General features: G+C 63.1%; 20 protein-coding genes. 9 read left to right on the top strand and 11 right to left on the bottom strand.

Translation table 11 applies throughout. The features are described from left to right. Positions 1-49: 49 nt before the first annotated feature. Positions 50-919 (bottom strand): ectoine/hydroxyectoine ABC transporter substrate-binding protein EhuB, encoded by an 870-nt coding sequence (gene ehuB, locus NKI20_RS25445; protein WP_352733425.1) that lies wholly within the window; start codon positions 917-919, stop codon positions 50-52. Positions 920-1,146: 227 nt separating this feature from the next. Between ehuB and NKI20_RS25440 the strand changes: the two genes are divergently transcribed. The 8 genes from NKI20_RS25440 (at position 1,147) to NKI20_RS25405 (ending at position 9,322) form a co-directional block, all read left to right on the top strand. Then, positions 1,147-2,337 carry a M24 family metallopeptidase gene (locus tag NKI20_RS25440; RefSeq protein WP_352835484.1) on the top strand — a complete coding sequence of 397 codons (1,191 nt, stop codon included), beginning with the start codon at positions 1,147-1,149 and terminating at the stop codon, positions 2,335-2,337. 36 nt (positions 2,338-2,373) lie between these two features. Beyond that, on the top strand, positions 2,374-3,522 hold the full coding sequence (locus NKI20_RS25435; RefSeq protein ID WP_352835482.1) for a M24 family metallopeptidase: 1,149 nt from the start codon (positions 2,374-2,376) through the stop codon (positions 3,520-3,522). 10 nt (positions 3,523-3,532) lie between these two features. After that, entirely contained in the window at positions 3,533-4,789 is a 1,257-nt protein-coding gene (locus NKI20_RS25430; RefSeq protein ID WP_352835479.1) for a sarcosine oxidase subunit beta family protein, read from the top strand. Positions 4,790-4,802: 13 nt separating this feature from the next. Further along, complete coding sequence (locus NKI20_RS25425) at positions 4,803-5,069, top strand: sarcosine oxidase subunit delta (RefSeq protein ID WP_352835476.1); 267 nt, start codon at positions 4,803-4,805, stop codon at positions 5,067-5,069. Beyond that, the gene (locus NKI20_RS25420) at positions 5,066-8,020 is read left to right on the top strand and encodes a sarcosine oxidase subunit alpha family protein (protein WP_352835473.1); all 2,955 of its coding nucleotides are present in this window, start codon (positions 5,066-5,068) and stop codon (positions 8,018-8,020) included. Before NKI20_RS25425 ends, NKI20_RS25420 begins: the two co-directional genes overlap by 4 nt. Continuing rightward, entirely contained in the window at positions 8,013-8,504 is a 492-nt protein-coding gene (locus NKI20_RS25415; protein WP_352835470.1) for a sarcosine oxidase subunit gamma family protein, read from the top strand. The genes NKI20_RS25420 and NKI20_RS25415 overlap by 8 nt, the downstream gene beginning before the upstream one ends. A 243-nt stretch (positions 8,505-8,747) precedes the next feature. Beyond that, positions 8,748-9,053, top strand: coding sequence for a DUF1236 domain-containing protein (locus NKI20_RS25410; RefSeq protein WP_352835467.1), 306 nt, complete (start codon positions 8,748-8,750; stop codon positions 9,051-9,053). A gap of 62 nt (positions 9,054-9,115) precedes the next feature. After that, positions 9,116-9,322: a hypothetical protein gene (locus NKI20_RS25405; protein ID WP_023757898.1), complete on the top strand. Its 207-nt coding sequence runs from the start codon at positions 9,116-9,118 to the stop codon at positions 9,320-9,322. A 53-nt stretch (positions 9,323-9,375) separates the two neighbouring features. Here NKI20_RS25405 and NKI20_RS25400 read toward each other — a convergent pair whose 3' ends face one another. Continuing rightward, positions 9,376-10,131 carry an NYN domain-containing protein gene (locus NKI20_RS25400; protein ID WP_352835464.1) on the bottom strand — a complete coding sequence of 252 codons (756 nt, stop codon included), beginning with the start codon at positions 10,129-10,131 and terminating at the stop codon, positions 9,376-9,378. A 114-nt stretch (positions 10,132-10,245) separates the two neighbouring features. Further along, positions 10,246-10,452 (bottom strand): hypothetical protein, encoded by a 207-nt coding sequence (locus NKI20_RS25395; RefSeq protein ID WP_352835461.1) that lies wholly within the window; start codon positions 10,450-10,452, stop codon positions 10,246-10,248. A gap of 202 nt (positions 10,453-10,654) precedes the next feature. On the opposite strand from NKI20_RS25395, the gene NKI20_RS25390 reads away from it, so the two are divergent. Next, a complete protein-coding gene (locus NKI20_RS25390; protein WP_023757900.1) occupies positions 10,655-10,840 on the top strand; it encodes a hypothetical protein in 186 nt (61 codons plus the stop codon). A 42-nt stretch (positions 10,841-10,882) separates the two neighbouring features. Here the strand turns inward: NKI20_RS25390 and NKI20_RS25385 are convergent, their stop codons facing one another. The 8 genes from NKI20_RS25385 to NKI20_RS25350 all read right to left on the bottom strand — a co-directional run bounded on the left by NKI20_RS25385 (position 10,883) and on the right by NKI20_RS25350 (position 19,195). Continuing rightward, positions 10,883-11,632 (bottom strand): metallophosphoesterase family protein, encoded by a 750-nt coding sequence (locus tag NKI20_RS25385; RefSeq protein WP_352835458.1) that lies wholly within the window; start codon positions 11,630-11,632, stop codon positions 10,883-10,885. Continuing rightward, positions 11,625-12,434 (bottom strand): nucleotidyltransferase family protein, encoded by an 810-nt coding sequence (locus tag NKI20_RS25380; RefSeq protein ID WP_023757902.1) that lies wholly within the window; start codon positions 12,432-12,434, stop codon positions 11,625-11,627. Before NKI20_RS25380 ends, NKI20_RS25385 begins: the two co-directional genes overlap by 8 nt. Positions 12,435-12,821: 387 nt before the next feature. Further along, entirely contained in the window at positions 12,822-13,694 is an 873-nt protein-coding gene (locus tag NKI20_RS25375; RefSeq protein WP_352835455.1) for an aldose 1-epimerase family protein, read from the bottom strand. 107 nt (positions 13,695-13,801) lie between these two features. After that, positions 13,802-16,129 carry a xanthine dehydrogenase family protein molybdopterin-binding subunit gene (locus NKI20_RS25370; protein WP_352835453.1) on the bottom strand — a complete coding sequence of 776 codons (2,328 nt, stop codon included), beginning with the start codon at positions 16,127-16,129 and terminating at the stop codon, positions 13,802-13,804. A gap of 79 nt (positions 16,130-16,208) precedes the next feature. Further along, positions 16,209-16,679 (bottom strand): nuclear transport factor 2 family protein, encoded by a 471-nt coding sequence (locus NKI20_RS25365; RefSeq protein ID WP_023757905.1) that lies wholly within the window; start codon positions 16,677-16,679, stop codon positions 16,209-16,211. Between the two features lie 82 nt (positions 16,680-16,761). Next, positions 16,762-17,751, bottom strand: a complete 990-nt coding sequence (locus NKI20_RS25360) for an FAD binding domain-containing protein (RefSeq protein WP_023757906.1) — start codon at positions 17,749-17,751, stop codon at positions 16,762-16,764. 3 nt (positions 17,752-17,754) lie between these two features. Continuing rightward, positions 17,755-18,414: a 2Fe-2S iron-sulfur cluster-binding protein gene (locus NKI20_RS25355; RefSeq protein WP_352835448.1), complete on the bottom strand. Its 660-nt coding sequence runs from the start codon at positions 18,412-18,414 to the stop codon at positions 17,755-17,757. A gap of 136 nt (positions 18,415-18,550) precedes the next feature. Beyond that, positions 18,551-19,195, bottom strand: coding sequence for a helix-turn-helix domain-containing protein (locus NKI20_RS25350; protein ID WP_245266448.1), 645 nt, complete (start codon positions 19,193-19,195; stop codon positions 18,551-18,553). Between the last annotated feature and the right edge of the window lie 452 nt (positions 19,196-19,647).

Raw genomic sequence — 19,647 nt, 5'->3', positions numbered from 1 at the left:
CCTCTCCGAAAAAGAGGCGGCGCCTTCGCGCCGCCCAGCAGTTGGGACCTTATTTGCCGGCGCAGAGCTCGGCGGTGGTCTTGTTCGGCAGGTAGTCCTTGCCGAAGCCGAGCGGCTCGACGAGTGCGATATGCTCCGGCGAGCCAAGGAATTTCTTCAGCTCGGCGTTGAACGCCTGTTGCAGATCGGTGTCTTCCTTGCGGAAGCCGAAGCCACCGTGGCCCTTCACCGACTTGCCGGCAACTTCGCCGAATGGTTTCGTCGATTCCACGCCGTCGGCCTTCTTGGCCATGTCGGCGATAGACAGGGCGGTTAGCGCAGCGGCGTCGGCACGGCCCGACTGGACGGCGGCGACGAGGCTGGACTGGTCAGGCAGGGAAACGATCTGCCCTGCCGCGACACCGGCATCCTTGGCAAAGCCACCCTCGACCGCGCCGGCCATCACGGCGAGCTTGAGATCGGGATTGTCCTTGAAGCTCGAAAAGTCCTTCACGGCCTTCGGATTGCCCTTTGCCACCAGCAAGGCCTCGCCGATGCCGTAAGAAGGCTCGGAGTAGTTGATCTCGGCGCAGCGCTTGGGAGTGATGAACATGCCGGCGGCGATGATGTCGAAGCGCCCGGCCTTCAGACCCGGAATGAGCGAGCCGAATTCGGTCAGCACGCCGTCGACCTGCTTGATGCCCATCTTGGCGAGCACCGCCTTGGCGACTTCGGGCGCCTCGCCAGTCAGCTTACCATCTGGCGTGGCATAGCCGAACGGCGCCTCATTGGCGAAGCCGACGCGGATATAGCCGTCCTTCTTGGCCCGCTCCAGGGTGGTTTCCGCGTGAGCGGGCAGCGACGTCAGTGACGTGGCGGCGAGAGCAAGACAGGCCGCCGCCTTCACGACGATACGGCGCGAGATCGATGATTTGAACATGCTTTTCTCCCATTGAACAACTGATGATGGTTCCCAGCGTCGCGGCCTTCTTCGAGGTTGAAACGCGCTTGACCAGACGTATACAACTGCCCTAGACATTGTGCAAGCCAAGACGCAGAAACCTTTGAAAATTAGACAGCAGAACGACACGTAGCCATCCAGTTGTGCACAATTTAAGCGATTTTCCCGTCCAAGGGCGGATCATATCCAGAAGGCTGGACATCCAGGTGACGAGCGCGAACCATTTCGGGGCATCTACGCAGGCGGAATATGCGCAGCGCCTGGCTGGCGTGAAGGCACGCATGGAACAGGCCGGCTTCGACCTCATCGTCTGTCAGGATCCCGCCAACATGTGCTGGCTGACCGGCTATGACGGATGGTCGTTTTATGTTCCGCAGTGCGTGCTCGTCCATCTGGAGGAGGACCGGCCGATCTGGTTCGGCAGGGCTCAAGATGCCCGCAGCGCGCGCCTGACCACTGGCCTACCGGAGAAAAACATCGTGCCGTTCTCGGAACGGCTGGTGCAGCAGCCCGTCGAACATCCCTATGACGAGCTCGCCCAGCTGATCCGCTCGCGCGGCTGGGGAACCGCTCGCGTCGGTGTCGAGATGGACGCGCATTACTACACCGCGCGCTGCCACGCCCATCTCACCCAAGGATTGCCCGACGCGCACTTCGCCAACAACCACGACCTCGTCAATTGGGCGCGGCTGGTCAAATCCGAAGCCGAACTGGCGCTGATCCGCGAGGCCGGCGCGATCTGCACGCATGCCATGAACCGCGCCATCGACAAGATGCGGCCCGGCGTGCCCCAGAACCACGTCATCGCCGAAATCTATCACGCGCAGATCATGGGCGTGCCCGGAGCGGGCGGCGACTATGCCGCGATCTGTCCGCTGATGCCCGTTGGCGAGGGCACCAGCACGCCGCATCTAACCTGGTCCGACGCGCCGCTGCCGGACAGCGGGCTTGCGATCCTGGAGATTGCCGGCGTGCGCCGCCGCTATCACGCGGCACTAACGCGCACCGTGCATTTCGGCAAGCCGCCGGCGGCTATCCTCGATATCGCCAGGGCAATCGTCGAGGGCGTCGACGCCGGTCTCGAAAAGGCCCGACCTGGCAACACCGCAGAAGAAGTGGAAGCGGCGTGGCAGGCTGTTTTGCGCAAGAACGGGCTGAAGAAGGAAAGCCGCGTCGGCTATCCGGTCGGGCTGGCATATCCGCCCGATTGGGGCGAACGCACAGCAAGTCTTCGCCCCGGCGACACCACCGAGATGCAATCCGGAATGTGCTTCCACTTCATGGCCGGCGTTTGGCTCGACGATTTCGGCATCGCCATCTCGGAATCCTTCGTGGTCACGGATCGCGGCGGCGAACGCCTCTGCGATGTGGCGCGCGAACTTATCGTCATCGACTGACAACCGGCGCAAGAACTGGCAATTCGAGGATATCCAATGGACCGCAATCCCTTTTCCGAAGCCGAAATCGCCGGCCGCCTTGCAAGGATCCGCATGGCACTGGCCGAGCGCGAACTCGACGCGGCCGTCTTCGCCTCGCCGGAGAACGTCTTCTATCTCACCGGCCTCGATCACTGGGGCTATTTTGCCCCTCACCTGCTGATCGTCCCGCTCGAGGGTAAGCCGGTTCTGGTTACCCGTTCGATGGAAAGGGTGACGATCGAAAAGCAGGTGACGGCAGCGGCGTTCCGTGGCCACTCCGACAGTGAAACGGCGGCGGATCTTGCGGCGCGGGTGCTGGCGGAACTCGGCCTGTCCGGTAAGCGGATCGGCCTCGAGTACTGGACGGCGGGCCTCAGCCACGGGCTTGCCGTGGCGCTCCAGGCGCAGGTGGATGCCAAATGGAGCGACGTCTCCGGTCTGGTCGACAGGATGCGACGGGTGAAGAGCGCCGAGGAACAGGCCCTGATGCGGCAGGCTGCCAGGGTGACCGACGCTGCCGCCGGGGCCGCGATCGCGGCGATCTCGGACGGCGCCACCGAGCAAGAGGTCGCCGCCCAATGTGTTTCGGCGATGATCCGCGCCGGTGGCCATGCGCCGGGCTTCGGCCCGTTCATCCGCCCGGCCGCGCGGCTTGGCGAGGAGCATACGACCTGGGGCGACGGCATTTATCGCAAGGGTGAGCCGGTCTTCGTCGAACTGTCCGGCTGCATCTCGCGCTACCACGCGCCGCTCGGCCGGCTCGTTCGCATCGGCTATATCAGCGACGAAGACGCCGCTATGGCCGAAGTGACCGCCAAGGCATTCGATGCGGTCGTCAAGGCGCTGCGGCCCGGGGCCAAGGCGCGCGATGTCTACGCCGCCTGGCAGGCCGTCGCCGACGAGGCCGGCCTTGCCCACTATCGCCGCCATCACTGCGGCTATCTCGTCGGCGCCGGCCAGCCGCCATCATGGACCGGTGGCAATTCGGTGACCGGGCTGCGGCACGATTCCGATCTCGATATCGAGACCGGGATGAGCTTCCACATCCTGTCCTGGCTGATGGGCACCGGTCGTGGCGATGACTTCGTCTCCAACACCGTGCTGTTGACCGATGCGGGTGCCGAAGTGCTGACCCGCACGCCGACCGGCCCGATCGTTCGATAGGCCCGCACGGATGGCGCCTTACTCGGCATTCCAGATTTTCCGCAATGCGCTGTCCGGCCAGAAGAACTGGCAGCGCGCCTGGCGGGCGGCGGAGCCCAAACCGTCCTACGATGTGATCGTCATCGGCGGCGGCGGTCACGGCCTCGCCACGGCATTCTACCTCGCCGAGAACCACGGTATTCGCAATGTCGCCGTGCTTGAGAAAGGCTACATCGGCGGTGGCAATGTCGGCCGCAACACCACCGTCATCCGCTCCAACTACCTGCTCGACGGCAACACCCAGTTCTACGAATTCTCGATGAAGCTCTGGGAAGGCATGTCGCGGGCGCTGAACTTCAACGTCATGTTTTCGCAGCGCGGCCAACTCGTCACCGCGCATTCGGCCGATCAGCTCGACGGCTTCGGCCACCGCGCCAACGTCATGCGGCTGAACGGCATCGACGCCGACATCCTCGATCGTGAGGACGTACGCCGCCTTGTACCTTATCTCGATTTTTCCGACACGGCCCGCTTTCCGATCCATGGCGCCATCTTCCAGGGCCGCGCGGGCACCGCGCGCCACGACGCCGTCGCCTGGGGCTATGCGCGCGCCGCCGATGGCTATGGCGTCGACATCATCCAGAACTGCGAAGTGACGGGCTTCATTCGCGACGGCGAGCGGATCGTCGGCGTCGAAACGACGAAAGGCCGGATCGGCGCCGCCAAGGTCGGGCTTGCCGTCGCCGGCCATACATCCATTCTCGGTGCCAAGGCCGGCCTTGAACTGCCGATCGAAAGCCATGTCCTGCAGGCGTTCGTCACCGAACCGCTGAAGCCGCTGGTCGACCATGTCGTCGCCTACGGCGCCGATCATTTCTACGTCAGCCAGTCGGACAAGGGCGGGTTGGTGTTCGGCGGCAATCTCGACGGCTACAATTCCTACGCCCAGCGCGGCAATCTCGGCGTCGTGCGCGAAGTGGCGGAGGCGGCGGTCGCCTTGATGCCGTGCATCTCGCGCATCCGTCTGCTGCGACATTGGGGCGGCGTGATGGACATGACGCCGGACGCCAGTCCGATCATCTGCCCGACGCCGATCGACGGCCTCTATCTCAACGGTGGCTGGTGCTATGGCGGCTTCAAGGCGACGCCGGCTTCCGGCTGGTGCTTCGCCCACACGATCGCCACCGGCAAGCCGCATCCCTTGATCGCGGCCTACGGGCTCGACCGTTTCCGGACTGGCCATACGCTGGACGAAGCCGGCGCAGGCCCCTCCGCCTGGCTGCAATAGGAGGCGGAAAAAAATGCTGCGCATCGAATGCCCCTGCTGCGGTCCGCGTGACCATGACGAGTTCCGCTATGGCGGCGATGCTTCCGTCAGGCGTCCGCCCCATGATGACCCCGATCCGGAGGCCTGGTACGCTTATGTCTATGTCCGGAAAAACCCTGCAGGCCTCCACCGCGAGTTCTGGCAGCACGTGATCGGCTGCCGCCAGTGGCTGGTGGTCGAGCGCGACACGCGCAATCACGTCGTTTCTTCGGTCACCTTCGCCAGGACATCGCAGGCATGAACGTCCAGAACAATCGGCTACCCGGCGGTGGTCGCATCGACCGCTCTTATCCCGTCGAATTCAGCTTCGACGGCCGAAAGATGACCGGATATCGTGGTGACACGCTCGCATCCGCGCTGCTCGCCAACGGCGTCACCCTGGTTGGACGCAGCTTCAAATATCATCGTCCGCGCGGCATTCTTTCCGCCGGGCCGGAGGAGCCGAACGCACTGGTCACGCTGGGGACAGCGGGCCGGCGCGAGCCGAACCTGCCGGCGACGACGCTGGAACTTGACGACGGCATGGTCGCCGAAAGCCAGAACCGCTGGCCGTCGCTCGCGTTCGACGTGCAAAGCGTCAATGGCCAGTTCGCGCCGTTTCTTTCTGCCGGCTTCTATTACAAGACCTTTATGGGTCCGACGCGGCGCGCCTGGAAGGTCTACGAGCACTTCATCCGCAAGGCGGCCGGCCTCGGCAGAGCCGGCACCGAGCCGGATCCCGATCGCTACGTCGTCCGTCATGCCTTTGCCGATGTGGCAATTGTCGGTGGTGGTCCGGCTGGGTTGTCGGCGGCGCGGGCTGCCGCCGCAGCCGGCGCGCGAGTAGCGCTGATCGAACAGGATTTCCTGCTCGGCGGCCAGCTTCTGGCGGAACGGTCGGACGGCACGGCGGCCTCATGGTTGAGCCATGTCGAATCCGAACTGAACAGCTTCAAAACCGTCACGCTGATGAAGCGGACCAGCGCATTCGGCGTCTATGACGGCAATGTCATAGGCCTGGTCGAACAACGCGACCAAGTCGACCCGCTGCGAACCGGCGAAGCTCGGCAAACAATCACTTTGCTTCGCGCCCGCTCGATCATTTTCGCAACCGGCGCCATGGAGCGTCCAATGGTGTTTGCGAACAACGATCGGCCCGGCGTAATGCTTGCCTCGGCCGCCCGGACCTACCTCAACCGCTTCGCCGTTCTGCCGGGCAGGAAAGTTATCATCACTGCTGTCAATGACAGCGCCTGGCGCACCGCCTTCGACTATGCCGCAGCCGGCGCAGAGGTAACGGTTGCCGATCTGCGCGCCGCACCGCCAACGGCGCTTGTAGCGGAAGCCGCACGCATCGGCGTCACAGTGCGGGCCGCAACGCGCATTGTCGACCTGCATGGCGGCCGTGCCGTCACGGGCGCGACACTCGCCGGACCGTACGGCCAGTCCGAGGCCGCCTGCGATCTGGTCTGCGTGTCCGGCGGCTGGTCGCCGACCGTGCACCTCACTTCGCATCTGGGCGTCAAGCCCCGATATCGCGAAGACATCGACGGCTTCGTGCCAGGCATCTTTCCAGCCGACCGTTTCGGCGCCGGCGCAATGATGGGAAACTATGCTACCGCCGATGCCATCGAGGACGGTCATCGTGCCGGCGTTGAAGCTGCATCCTTCTGTGGCAAGTCGGCGCATGTATCAGTTCCTTCAAAGCTCGATCTGGGCGAGACCATTACGACCATGCTTCGCGAAATCCCGTCCGCCCAACGCGGAAAAGCCTTTGTCGATTTCCAGATGGACGTGACGACAAAGGACGTCGAACTCGCCCATCGCGAAGGCTATGAGGCGGTTGAGCACCTGAAACGCTACACAACGCTCGGCATGGGCACCGACCAGGGCAAGACCAGCAATTTCCCGGCCCTTTCGGCGATGGCCGCCCTGCGTGGCATAACGGTTCCCGAGACCGGCACCACGACCTTCCGCCCGCCCTTCACGCCGGTCGCCATCGGTGCCCTTGCAGGCCGCACCACCGGCCATCATTTCAAGCCATTCCGCCGCACGCCGATGCACGACTGGCATCTGGCGAACGGCGCCGACATGCTGGAAGTCGGCCTCTGGATGCGGCCCTGGTTTTACAAGCAGTCCGGAGCCGATGTGAATGAAGCCTACGTCGCCGAAATGCGAAACGTGCGACAGGCCGCTGGTCTGATGGACATCTCCACCCTCGGCAAGATCGACGTCCAGGGTCCGGACGCCGCCATGTTCCTCGACCGGGTCTACGCCAACGGCTTCGCCAAGCTGCAAGTCGGCCGTGCCCGCTACGGCGTCATGCTGCGCGACGACGGCATCGTCTTCGACGACGGTACCACGACGCGGCTGGCGGAAAGCCGGTTCTTCATGACCACGTCGACGGCCAAGGCCGCCGACGTGCTGTCGCGGCTGGAATTCCTGCTCGATACCGCATGGCCGGAACTGCGCGTCGCCGTCACCTCGGTGAGCGATGAATGGGCGGCGATGTCGGTCGCCGGACCGAAGAGCCGTGCGACCCTGGCGGCGGCATTTCCGTCGCTCGACGTTTCCAACGAAGCGCTGCCGCATATGGGAGTACTCGAAAGCCAATGGGAAGACCGCGCGCTGCGGATCCTGCGCCTCAGCTATTCCGGCGAGCGGGCCTATGAAATCTACGTCGGCGCAACTGCCGGTGAACAGCTCTGGAGCCGCTTGCTCGAAGCCGGCAGGCCGTTCGACCTGAAGCCCTACGGCGTCGAGGCGCTTGGTGCGCTGCGCGTCGAGAAGGGCCATGTCGCAGGGCCTGAAATCGATGGACGCACGACGCTCGACGATCTCGGCCTTGGCCGTATCGTCGGCAAGCGCAGCGGCTTTGTCGGCGATGTGCTGCGGCGGCGCCCGGCCTTGCTGGCACCTGACCGGCAACGACTGGTCGGTCTGGAATGCATCGAGGACGGAAAGCGACTGCGCGGTGGCGCCATCCTGTTCCTGCCAGGCGAGAAAGCTCACGGCCACGGACGCGGGCGCGTCACCTCCGTCACCTTCAGCCCCGAACGCGGCCACTATGTTGGGCTGGCACTGCTTGCCGGCGATGAGGCGACGGAGGGAAGCGAGGTCGTGGCCGTCTATCCCATGAAGGCCGAAACGGTGCGTGCCCGCATCGTCTCGCCGGTATTCCTCGATCCGCAAGGAGAACGACTGCATGGCTAGCCCGGATTCCAGCCTGTCCGTGGCCGATTGCCCGCTCATCCAGGTCGAGGGCTGGGACGGAACGCTGAGGCAATTCGAATCGAGCCTCTCGGCGGCGCTCGGCACGAAACTTCCCGCCTCGGTCGGAGAGACGGTTCGTCACAAGAACCTTCTTATCATTCGCATTGCACCGCGCCGTCTCTGGCTGGCGCTCGACGACGGGACGCAAGCGCCGTCCCTTGCAATCGATCCGGATCTCGGCTGTTCGGTTTGCCTTGGCGAAGGCCGCGTGCGTTTCAGCCTGGCGGGGGCCGACATCGCGAGCGTTCTCTCAACCTGCATAGCCGTCGACTGGCACGCGCCGACCACCGCTCCGGGCCGGGCCGTGCAGACTTCCTTCCACCATGTGCCGGTACTCTTGCTTCGCACCGGCGAGACCTCGTGCGATCTCGTCGCGCCGCGAAGCTTCGCCCGCAGCCTCCAAGATTGGCTCGCCGACAGCTAGCCTGAATACCGCCCCAGAATCCCATTGTGCGAATCCGACGCCGCCGCGCCGTTTGGTCGCGCGAAATCACGCGTCACAGAGCGATTCATGGCGGCTGCTGAGCGGCCGCTACGGTACCTCAACAGCCCGATCAATTAGTCGTCGCTCACGGAACAAGGGGTCTCGGTGAACGTTAGAAAGACGGGTTCGCCGTTTGCGAAGCAGTGAAAGGCGGATCTCCCCTTCCAGGAATAGGAGAAGACGATGAGAAGTCATCTGATTCCTGCCGCCGCCGGGCTTATTCTGCTCGCCGGCATCGGCGTGGCCACCGCGGACGAGGTGATTGTCACGCCCGAACAGCAGACGGTCATCCGCGAATATGTGCACAAGCATCCGCTGGCATCGATCAATCTTCTTGGGGTGGAACTCAGTGTCGGTTCCGCTTTGCCCGACACGGTCGAACTTCGGTCGATCGATGTTCCCGATGTCAAATACAAATATGTCGTCGTCGGCAATCACACAGTGCTGGTCGACCCGGGCACACGCAAGATTGTGAAGGTTATTGACTAACGGCAAGCCCGCCGTTCCTCGCGACAGCAGGCGTGCCGTCCGATAGGAAAGGAGCCAGTTCAATGTTGCCGCATGTTGAGACGTGCGATGTGGCCGCCGCTGTCGACGAACTGCTGAACGAGCGATGCAACGCGTTGCTATCGATGAAGGCAGCAATCGCCGCGCTGCGGGAACGCACGGGGACGGAGCGGTCGGACGCGGACCTGGAAGGACTGATCACCAAGAAGGCGGCGCTCTTCGGCGTCGCGGTGCTGTCCGACAGGGACTGAAGGCGAAAGCGCCATTCGCAGCATGATCGAGAGGCCTTTACGTCGACACCCGCTCATCGGCGAGCTTTCGACCTTGCCTGCCTGGCTGCCGCCGGCTTAATGCGGATTCGCAACGATCCACCTTCGGGATGGTCGATCTCGAAAGAATTCGTTTTCCGCACGAGATCACTTAGTTTCCGGAACCCAAAGGTCCGCGGATCAAAGTCCGACGCCAGGTTGGCGAGTTGAGTGCCGACAGCACCGAGTGGGACCCAACCGTCCTCGCTCTCCATCTGCGCGATGACTTTCGAAATGATTGGCGTGGCGGCGCTGGGAGACTGAAGAGGGTTTGTGGCCCGGCTTGTGTCCTCACTATTTGTGTGCGTCGTTGCAAGCAGGTTCTCCGTGTAGACGAATTTGCGGCAAGCCTGGCGAAAACTCTCCGGGGTCTTCTGTTCGCCGAAGCCAAATACATCGATGCCCTGCTCGCGGATACGTGCCGCGAGACGAGTGAAATCGCTGTCCGACGAAACCAGGCAGAAACCGTCGAAGCGACCGCTGTGAAGCAGGTCCATTGCATCGATCACCAGGGTGATGTCCGACGCATTCTTCCCCGTTGTGTAGGCAAACTGTTGTTGTGGGATGATGGCATGCTTCGAGAGGATGTCGGCCCAGCCTTTGGATCGGACGCCGGAGAAGTCGCCGTAAATGCGGCGGACGCTTGCCTCGCCGAGCTTGGCGATCTCTTCGAACAGGCCATCAGCGATCTTGGATGACGCGTTGTCGGCATCAATGAGAACAGCGAGACGAGGAGAACGGATATCGGGCATAGAATTCCCCTTGGAAAAATCAGCCGAACTTTGAAGCGTCACCACGGCTGCCGTGCCTGGTCTTGCTTCTTTTCGGTCTCCTAGACGCCGAGTACGAGACGACCGCGGTTGTCGTCAATTGTCCGATTGCTTCAACTTGCGGCCTCGCGCTTGCGAACCAGATGTCGCCTGCACTGGAGGCTCTTCATTCTCGTCCGGATTGGGCAGCGGAGTTTCGTCCGGCAGCCCTTCCGGTTCGGGCTCCTCGATCGGCTCAGGCTTCCACGTCGGAGCCGGCATGGGTACATCGCGATTTGGATCGGGTTCTCTTGGCTGGGGCATCGAGGTCATCTCCGTTCAGCCTGGACAACTCATCCACCCCGCCATGGTTCCTGGCTAAACCCCTTACCGCTCTGATCATTGCGCAGTGGAATCGCACATGCTGGTGGTCGCGACGAGGCCTTGGCCTTCGGGTTTTGCATATCTTTCGGAACCGGTCCGATTCTCAAGCCGTTGTCTTGGAAAGACAGCGAGGAGAACCGCCATGAAGGACAAGGCAGCAGATTTCGAAAACACCTTGCCGCAGGTTGCCATCGACGATCTCCAGGTGCGGCAGCTTGCCGTCGCAACCGATTTGCCCTCCAAGCAAGCCCGCGAACTGGTGCGTCGCCACGGCAACGATCCCAAGAAACTGGAAGAGCTGGCGAAGTCGATCAACGCAGCGAATTGAACCAGGTCGATTGAACCTGGTCAGGCTGCATGCCAACGCGCATCAGATGTCGAGCAAGGCATAGGGGCGGCCGCTCGGCTTGGCCACATGCATGGCGACGTTGTAGACCTTGGCTCCGCCAGGCGTTTGACCTTTGTACGAGCCGCGATGCGCATGGCCATGCACGACGGCGCTGACCTGGAACCGATCGATCGTCTCCGCTAGACGTGAAGAGCCCAGAAACGGGAATATCTCCGGCGGCTCTCCTGCAACGGTCTCCACGACCGGCGCGTAGTGAAGGACCACGATCGTGCGTTTCGCGCGGACCTGCCGCATCGCATTTTCGAGCCGCATTGCTTCGCTGACGCTTTCCGCGACCATCGCTTTGATCGCCGGTTCGCCGAAGGAGCCAAGCATGCGCGACCCGAAACCGCCTACGAACCCCTTCACACCGACAAAGCCGACCTCCCCAATTTCGATCGCCTGCCCGTCGAGGAGGTGAACATCCGCCTGGCGCAGGATCTTGGTGACATCTTCTGCCGCATCGGACTCGTAGTCATGATTGCCGAGCACGGCCACCACCGGGATCGAGCAATTGCGCAGATCTTCGGCGAGGAGCTCCGCCTCACTAGGCTTACCGAGATTGGTGAGATCGCCCGCGAGTACGAGTACATCGGCTTCGCGCGATATCTCGCCGAAAAGGTCGCGATAAGAGGCATGGCCATCTTCCCTGACATGCAGGTCGCCTAGCGCGGCAATCTTGAGCATGCGTTTGCCGTCCCCCGGCGTGGCCTTCCTGATGCGATCAGCCATCGCGAAATTCTCCCGCGCCGCCGACACCGGCAAAGCCCCATTCCTTGACATCGATTTCGTAGTCGACTTGCGAAAGCAGGCGCCCGCGGCAGATCTTCATTCTAGGAGACGGCAATTGTCGCTGCTTGGCGAGGCGGTCCAGCAATTCATCGAGCAGCCAAGCCGGAACATGATCGCGCTCGCTCGGATAGATCCACCTGAAATTGAGCAGATGCATCAGCAGCACCTCCCAATGAACCTCCAGATAGGAAAGCAGCCTGTGCCAGTCGATCTGGTCATGCGCCTTGAGAATCGTATGAGCGATATCGGCTCCGTCGTGACGCCCCCTGTCCTGGATGAAGCATTTGGACCAGACAAGCTCGGTCGGCCCGATAATTCTCACCCGGTTGCCCAGCAGCTCGGTCTGCCGGGCGTGTTCCAGCCACAGATCGCCAACAGGCATCATGCCATTGGCGGAGCCGAATATGACATCGAAGAAATGCGTGCCCTTGAACACTTTTCCAAGCCACCGATCGTCTTCGATTTCGACCGCATATCCAAGCTGTTTGAAATGGGCGAGGATGCGCGCATAGTCGCCCGCCTTACAGAAGATATCGAGATCCTTGGTCTGGCGGGTGACGCCCGTATAGGCACTTAAGGCGTATGTTCCAGCGACAAGAAAAGGAATGTCCGTGCCGGTGAGTTCGCGGATCGCCTCCGAATAGAACACCTCGGCCTCGGTGTTGTTGAGTGTCGGCGCGGCCTTTGCATCAATCGTGGGAAGCGTAACCAGAACGTTTTCAGGTGAACGACCATTGGTCATGGTATGATGACTCCAATCCGACGGCCAACGACCGCCCGCTGGAGTAACAACGTGAACCGCACCCGGTTCCCCCGGCGGGACAGGTGAGTGGATTCGTTCTCGTCCTGTCGGCCTGACCGCCGCGCGCCTCCTGGTCAATGTGAACGGGTTCCTTCGCAGCCTTCGCCGGTGCGTTGGCTGACGGAGCATCAAACGAAAAACCCGCCTGTAAGGCGGGTCACTGGCGCGAATCAGCACCATAGACAAACTTGTACCATAGCTGAGGTCACGGAATCAAGAAAAAATTCCTATCGTGAACAGCTGCCGGCGCAAAAGCTGCCAACACCGCCGAACTGGGGCTGTCGTCAGGCATTGGGCACCGCCGGTGTGGCTGGATCTGCAGGCACGTCACGGCAGCCGTATCTGATAGCTCAGCACGCGCTTCCCACCGGGCGCGACCCGCATCAGTCCCGGCTTGTCGACAAAATCGCCGTCGAAGTCCACCGGGCTTGCGATGCCGTGCCAGGGCTCGATGCACAGGAACGGCGCGCCGCTCGGCTTTGACCAGATGCCCAACTCCTGAACCCCTTGCCACGACATCTCTATCGCCGGACCACGCTCGGAGGCGTAGCGCACGCTGGTGCTGGCAGGCCGATCGAGAATGACCGCGTCCTCGTCGAACAGCCGTTCGGAGAGCTTGAGGATATTGCCCTCGACAGGCGTCGGCTGCGGCGTCGGCAACAGCAAACCGTCCTTCAGCCGGCGGATCGGCGCACCCTCGTCCTCGGCAAAGGCCAGCTGGTAATCCGTCTTGGCCAGCTCCGGCAGCAATGGCCAATTGAATGCCGGGTGCGCCCCAATCGACGCCGGAAGCGGCTCGTCGCCGGTGTTGGTGATGTCGAAGGTCACGCCGAGCTGCCGGCGGTCCAGCGTGTAGGTCACCGCCAGGCGAAAGGCGAATGGGTAGTGTGCGCGGGTATCGGCGTCGTCGGTGAGAACCAGCGTGCAGGACCCTGGCCGCCTCTGCGCCCAGGCAAACGGCTTGTCGCGCGCGAACCCATGCTGCGTCATCGGATAGGTTCGGCCGCGATGGCGCAACTGGTCGCCCTTGAGCCGCCCGACGATCGGGAACAGCACCGGCGAGTGACGCCGCCATTCCGGGCCGGCCTGCCATAGAAACTCTGTGCCGTCGGCATCGCGCAGAGAGACCAGTTCGGCGCCCTGCCCGACGACAGTCGCCGAGATGCCGTCGCCGTGAAGCGTCTGGCTATCCTGTTCCATATGTCCTCGATGTCCTCGCGGTTTGCTGGCGGGACAGTCAGGTTAGCAAAAGCCTTCGCGGACTCAAGGGCGAGCGTGTTGGCGCCTTCGTCCTGGTGCTTGCCGGATCAGATGGCGGTCAAGGGCAAGCCAGGCAGCACCTTGTCAAGGGTGATCGGAAATTCGCGCACCCTGACGCCGGTGGCGTTGTAGACGGCGTTGGCGACAGCAGCCCCCGCCCCGCAGACGCCAAGTTCGCCTAATCCCTTGGCGCCGAGTGGATTGGCCTTGTCATCGTGTTCCTCGAGGAAGACGACCTCCATCGCGCCGATATCGGCATTGACCGGGACGTGATACTCGGCAAGGTCGTGGTTGACGAAGTGGCCGTGGCGCCGATCGAGCACCGTCTCCTCCATCAGCGCGGCGCCGATGCCCCAGCTCATGCCGCCGATGATTTGTGAGCGCGCGGTTTTCGGGTTGAGGATGCGGCCGGCGCCAATCACTGCCAGAAAGCGACGCATCCGGATTTCGCCTGTATCGCAATCGACCGCGACCTCGGCGAAATGGGCGCCGTGTGAGTGCTGGGAATAGGCCTTGTAGGTTTCGGTGGCATTGGCGGCGGCAACTGAGCCTTCGGCCACGAACCCGTCCGGGGCAATATTGCGAATGAGATCGCTCAGCCTTGCCGAACGCTCGCCGATCCTGACTTCGCCGTGGGCGAAGTTCGCCTCGCTGACATTGACGCCACGGAACGGCGAAGCTTCGCTCGACCGCGCCACTTCCAGGATCCGCTGCTTGAGGATGCTGCACGCCTGATGCAGCGCGGAACCCGAACTCGTCGCACCCCAGGAGCCGCCGGAGCCGGCGGTGCGCGGGAAAAGGCTGTCGCCAAGCTCCACCTTGACAGATGAGAGCGGCAAGCCAAGGTTTTGCGCGACGATCTGAGTCAAGATCGTATAGGTGCCGGTGCCGATATCTGTCATGTCGAGCCGTGCCGTGACCTGGCCGTCCCGGTCGATCGCGACCCGCGCCGTCGTCGCGCCTATATAGTTCGGACGGATCGCCGCCGCCATGCCGTAGCCAATGAGGTTGCGGCCCTCCCGGGTGCGGCCGGGCACCGGATCCCGCCCCTGCCAGCCGAAACGACGCGCACCCTCCTCCATGCAGGCCACGAGGTTGCGGGTCGAAAACGGCACACCGCGCTCCGGATCCTGTGTCGGCTCGTTGCGAATCCTGAGCTCGATCGGATCCAGCCTAAGATGCTCGGCAAGTTCGTCCATGGCGCATTCGAAGGCTAGCATGCCCGGCGCTTCGCCGGGCGAGCGCATCCATTCGCCGCGATTGATATCGAGTCGAACCAAGCGATGGCGGGTAAGGCGGTTCGGCGCCGCGTAGAGCGAGCGGGCAAAGGCTGCCGTCTGCTCGCAATACTCCTCGAAGCTCGACGTCGCCGACCAGACGTCATGCGAGATCCCGGTGAGCCGTCCGTCGCTATCCGCACCGAAGCGCAGCTGATGGATCATCTCGGCGCGGTGGCCGGTGTTGGCGAACATCTGCTGGCGCGTAAGCGCGATCTTCACCGGACGCTGCAAGACCCGCGCTGCAAGCGCTGCCAGCACCGTGTCGGCATGGATAATCAACTTGGAACCGAAGCCTCCGCCGACGAAGGGGCTGACGATGCGCACGCGCTCCGGCGGCATGCCGAGCGTGGTGGCAATGCCTGCCCTGTAATTCGCAAGCGTTTGCGCCGATGTATGGATCGTCAACTCGTCTCCTGACCAGACGGCGATCGTCGCATGCGGTTCCATTGGGTTATGGTGCTCGAAGGGCGTCCGATACGTGGCATCGACCTTGACCGGAGCTTGTGCGAAGGCGCTCTCGAAGTCGCCGACAACGCTGTCCGTCGCCAGGCCGGCATTTGTTCGCCTGGGTGCATAGGCATCGCTGAGATGCGCTTGTAGATCGTAGGTGCCCACCTCCTCTTCGTAGCGCACCTTGATGAGTCCCGAGGCGGCGCGCGCCGCCTCGAACGTCTCCGCGACGACCAGCGCCACCGGCTCGTCATAGTAGCGTACGCGGTCACTGTTGAGCGCCGGTCGGGCGCGCGTGAAAACCTCCGGTACGGTCGGTGTCACCGCCGGGCCAAAATCCGGTTGTGGCGGAGCATTTCGGTGCGTCATGACGCCGACTACGCCCGGTGCCCTTTCGGCGTCCGAGATATCGATCTCCGCGATGCGACCTTTGGCGATGGCAGCGCCGAGGACATAGCCATAAGCTACGCCGTCGATTGGATGTTCATAGGCGTATGTCGCGCGGCCCGTCACCTTGAACGGCCCGTCGATGCGGTCGACCGGACGACCAATGAATTCAGCATGTGGGGAAGATTTCACCGTTGAACGGGAAACAAAGCCGGTCGAATCTGCGGACTGTCCGCGAAGCGTCGTGGTCTTGTGCATGGGCTCACCTGGAATGTTCGGTTCTCGGAAACTCACATAGCCGCAGCATGGCTCTTCGTGATCGCCGCGCAGCTGCTGTTCACGTAGCAATATCGCCGAAATACTCTCGAAACTCGATCAGCCGCCCCGTCGGGCCGGCCCGCATGAAAAGCGCGTGCAGGCCCGTATAGGGCCCGCCGCCGATCGTCCCACTCCCGCGATCGCAAATGATGATCCAATCGGAGGCGAAGAGCTTAAGATCAACGATCGATTCCGTGATCCTGTTACCCTGCGCTTTATGTGCGGCGGTCCACGCTGCGAGCGCGCGCTTGCCGTTCGGCGGTTCGTGTCTACCCCGTTGCTCACCAACCGGAAATTGGAAGGTCATCGTCTCGTCGCAACGATCGAGGAAAGCCGACCAGTCGCCGGAAGCCCAGCCGGCAAAGAAGGCTTCCACGGCCGCTTCAAGTTCGCGACGAAGCTCAGTATCTGACGCGGCGCCCCAAGCGGTGGCGGGCGCGACGAGAAGGCCGCCACTGGCGGCTGTAACGGCGCGTCGCGTGAGTTTCATGTCTATCTCCTTGCCACCGGCCCGTCGACTGCGGGACAAACATCTAGGGACGGCCGTTCGGGGCCATCGTCTCTGCATGACCTTACGCGCGCTCGACTGCGGCTGCGGCAAGCGTGTGCCGCAGCGTCCGTTTGGCCAGCGGGATCTTGAAATCATTGTCGCCATGCCCGACTGCCTCGGCCAGCGCGGCTTCGGCGGCTTCGGTAAAAGCGCCATCGGACGCCACCGAGCCGGCGAGCGTTTGCTCAGCCGCGGTCGCGCGCCAGGGCTTGGCCGCGACCCCGCCCATGGCGATGCGGGCGCTGCGTATGCGATCGCCACTTTTCTCGACGATCGCCGCCACCGACACCATCGCGAAAGCATAGGAGGCGCGGTCGCGCACCTTGCGGTAGAGTTGCCGACCGGGCGGAGGGGGCGGCAAGGTGACCGCGGTGATCATCTCCCCATGACCGAGCGTGGTCTCCACGTCGGGCGTTGTCCCGGGCAGGCGATGGAGATCGCCGATCGGAATGGTGCGAGCTTCGCCACCTGGCGACAAGGTCTCGATCCTGGCGTCGAGCCCGGCCATGGCAACCGCCATGTCGGAGGGATGAACAGCAATGCAGGCGTCGTTTGCACCGAGGATCGCATGCATGCGGTTGAAGCCTTGCAGCGCGGCACAACCGGAACCCGGCTCGCGCTTGTTGCACGGCATGTTGCGGTCGTAGAAATAGAAGCAGCGCGTGCGCTGCAGGAGATTGCCGGCGGTCGAGGCCTTGTTGCGGATCTGACCGGAAGCCCCCGCCAGCAGCGCTTGTGAGAGCATCGGGTATTGCGACCTCACCCGCGGCTCGGCGGCAAGATCGCTATTGCGGACCTGCGCGCCGATGCGCAGGCCGCCCTCCTCCGTTTCCTCGATCCGGTCGAGCGGCAGGCGGCTGACGTCGACGAGATGCGCCGGCTGCTCGATATCGAGCTTCATCAGGTCGAGGAGATTGGTGCCGCCGCTGATGAATTTGGCATCCGGCCGATTGGCAACCGCGGCGGCCGCCTCTTCCGCACTCCCGGCGCGCTCATAGGTGAAAGCCCGCATCGCTCACGCCTCCCCTGCCGCGTTGCGGATGGCGGCGACGATGTTCGGATAGGCAGCACAACGGCAGATATTGCCGCTCATCCGCTCGCGGATCTCGGCATCGTCGAGCGCGACCGAGGCTGCCGCCACTTCGTCGCTGGCATGGCTCGGCCAACCCTCCCTGGCCTCGCCCAGCATGCCAACCGCGGAGCAGATCTGGCCGGGCGTGCAATATCCGCACTGGAAGCCGTCGCGTGCAATGAAGGCGGCCTGAACGGGATGAAGCCGGTCGCCGTCGGCGAGCCCTTCGACAGTGGTGATCTCGTCGCCCTCATGCATGACAGCGAGCGTCAGGCAAGAATTGATCCGACGCCCGTTGACGAGGACGGTGCAGGCGCCGCACTGGCCGTGATCACAGCCTTTTTTCGAACCGGTAAGGCCGAGATGATTGCGGAACGTGTCGAGCAGCGTTGTCCGAGGATCGAGCTCGACGGCAAAGTCCCTGGCGTTGATGCGCAGCGACACCGGCATCGTTGGTCCCGGCGTGGTGGATGCGGCTGCGACGGCGGGCTCCATTTGCTGGGCTTCAACCGGTAGCCCGGTTGCTAGCAGCAGACCGGTCGCGGCCCCTCCCTCCAGCACCGCTCGACGCGTCGGTCCGTTCCTGTTGTCCGTCTCAGCCATGCGTGATCTCCCGGGCGCAGTGATAAGGGCTCGACAGCGACCCCGGCCCGACAGCGGGCGCGTCGGGTGCGCTCATTGACGCTTATGGACGTGGTCCGGCAGGCTCGGCATTTCTTTCAGGAAATCGGCGGCACTATCAGGATTCCGGAGAAAACTGCACCCGGTAGGCCCGAGGAGTCATGCCCCTGAGGCGCCTGAACGTCGCGGTGAAGTGGCTCTGGCTAGAGAAGCCGAAGCGAAAGGCAATGGTGCCGATGGACGACCCGGTTTCACGCAACACGACTTCCGCCCGCCGGACCCGTTCCTCGATCACGTAGGCGTAGGGTGCAAGACCGGTCGTCGCCTTGAAGCGGCGCGCAAACGTGTCGACTCCCATCTCTGCGACAGCCGCCAGCTCGCGCAGCGAAATGTCGGAGTTGATGCGTGCCTCGATGTATTCCCGGATGCGGGCAAACGTGCGGCGGCTGAGACGGCCGTAACGCGGGGCCGGGAGCTGCTTGCCGGCCAGCATCGCCACGCGCATGCTGACGAGCGCAGCCAGATGCTCGACATAGCCGGTGTCCGGCCTGTGACCGAGCGCCATCTCGACCCGGAGCGAACTCAAAAGCGTTGCGATGACATTATCGCTCCTGTTCACCAGGATCGGCGTATCCGCAAGCCTTTCGCTTCCTGGAAATTCGGGATCGATCCACAGGGCCGAATAGGAAAGATTGACGTCCCGGTAGACGCCGAGCCGCTCCGCGCCGGCGGGGACGAAGGTCAGGTCTCCCGGACGATCCATCCCGTCGTAGACGGACTTTTCCCCGGAGCGGATCGATGTATGCGACGTCCCCCCTTCCTCAGTCAGTACGATCAGATGGTGGGGAGCTGTCCAGCGGAGCTCTGCGTCCCGGCACACCCAGCGCCGATTGTCGAAAACGACCGAAGAGTCGACCCAGGCTGCCGTTTGCAGGGCTTCCGACTTCTCCTCCCGGCTCCGAATCCGTCCGTGACCAAGCAAGGGTCTGAATGACATGGCGATATTTTACTGATCCACTTTTGAGCAACAGAACGCTCGGTTTGGGATTATTCGCCTGGCCTCCGATGGGAAGATGATCAGCACGGAAGCCGGGGCCGGCCCCCCAGGTTGTTTAGGGGGGGACCGCAGGCAACAGGAGAAACGCCCACCGCCCGGAATAAAAAAAAACAGCAGTGAGATTAGAATGAATAAAAATTATCCGCCACGAGCCCCCC

Source organism: Mesorhizobium sp. M0830 (assembly GCF_040319965.1).
GTDB lineage: Bacteria > Pseudomonadota > Alphaproteobacteria > Rhizobiales > Rhizobiaceae > Mesorhizobium.
This window is presented reverse-complemented; position numbering and strand designations above follow the sequence as displayed.